Origin of the sequence: Paludisphaera rhizosphaerae (assembly GCF_011065895.1) — a bacterium.
Classification (GTDB): domain Bacteria; phylum Planctomycetota; class Planctomycetia; order Isosphaerales; family Isosphaeraceae; genus Paludisphaera; species Paludisphaera rhizosphaerae.
In genome coordinates, this window is sequence record NZ_JAALCR010000082.1 from 1 (window position 1) to 1654 (window position 1654).

At 62.5% G+C, this 1654-nt stretch carries 1 protein-coding gene; it reads right to left on the bottom strand.

Annotated features, from left to right (window positions below; genetic code table 11):
• Positions 1-1532: phage/plasmid primase, P4 family (locus G5C50_RS32065; RefSeq protein WP_240907438.1), on the bottom strand; the 1532-nt coding region annotated here is incomplete at its 3' end.
• Between the last annotated feature and the right edge of the window lie 122 nt (positions 1533-1654).

Here is a 1654-nt window from a genome sequence, read left to right on the forward strand (position 1 = left end):
TCGACCCAGGCTCGGTAGAGAGTCTTGGTTTCAGTCGTCGCCGGTTCTCCGTACAGGTTGAGCAAGTCGGGGCCGACAAGGCATCTCTCGGCCACGAATCCCCCGAGTGGATTGATCATCTCCTGCCATTCCGTCATCGCCGCAACTGCGCTTTTGGGCTGGAGGAACAGGCCCGACTCCCGCAGCTTCGACCATCCGTGGATAGCCCAAAGCAGGATCCCCGGCGACTCTGCAACCAGCTTGTTTCCAAGCTCTCGATCTTCGCGCCCGACGAAGGACCGCGTGAGCTTCAGGAAGACGAAGCGGCTCAGAAGGGCCCCGGCGGCGTCAGTGAGACGGGGCATCTCGTTCGTCGAGAACACGAATCGGACGCCCAGCTTGCCGTTCCAGTCGGTCGTGTGCTTGCGAGAAATGGATTGCTCGTCCTCGCCGCTGATCGACAGCACCCGCTCGACGATCGCCGGCGCGTCCGACCTGGCCGACAGGCGACTCTCATTGCAGAACGCGATCGATCGGCCGATGAGCGTCTGGAGGCCGAAGTGTTGCCCCAAGCTGGTCAGCGTGGGGGCGGTGACGTTGTCCGACCCCACCATGGCGGTCAGGACCCGGGCAATCGTCCCTTTCCCCGACCTGGTCGGCCCCTCGATCATCAGCGCCTTCTGACGACTGGTGTCCATCGTCAGCAAGTAGCCGAACCACTGCTGGAGGGCTTCGACTGATTCAGGATCGTCGTCCCAGATAGCATCCAGGAATTCATACCACTGATTGGGCTTGCTCGCCTTCGGATCGAAGTCGTATCGCACAGCGCTGGCCGCGAAAAACCTCGGAGTCGGGGGCGTCAACGCAGTTTCGGGTCCGTGGTCGATCAAGGTAGGGAGGTGCAGGATTCCATTGCGGAAGTTCACGCATTCGGCCGGGTCGGGACCGTCGCCGAACAACCACATGGGTTGCGATGGGTACTCTCGCTCAGAGAGCATGACCAGCCCTCGCAAGGCGGCGGTCACATTCGCCGTCAAGCGAGTCGAGACCGATTTTACGGGCATCTCCGTCGACTTCGCGTGAGCCTCGAATTCAGATCGGACGACCTCGGTTACGGCGGCATCGATTTCCTTGTTCGGGGTGGCCTTCCACTCGCCGTTTTGCCAGACGCACCAATCGCCCATCCAGAAGCACAACGTCGGCCGGTCCGGGTGATGGAACTTCGCTTTCAGCACGGCGCGGGCGAGTCGGTGTTCATTGTCGACCGTCTCGACCAGGCCCGTAACCTCGTCGATGATCTCTGCGGCCTTGCCCCGTTCCTTCGACTTCGTCCCGACGTGAGACAGGTCGCGAGCCTTCTCCCCGACCTTCTTCCAGGCCGAACGGAACCGGCCCTCGATCTCCTGATCGTCCAGGCCGGCCGTCCTGGCAGCGTCCCTGAGGCCTGATTCCGCTTGATCGCGTCCTAACGTCCCAGCGTTGACAAGCTCGAACAGCGCACAGGCGCTGGCGAAGAGTTGGTTGTTCCGATTCCCTTGACCGGTCGACGCCATCTTCGCCGCCTCGGCTGCGAGAGCAGCGGAACCGAAGGCGATCGTCGGTTCGTCGTCTCGGGCAACCTTCCGTTTCCACCGAGACTCGGTCGACTTCACCGGCGCGAGACTCGCCCGCCTAC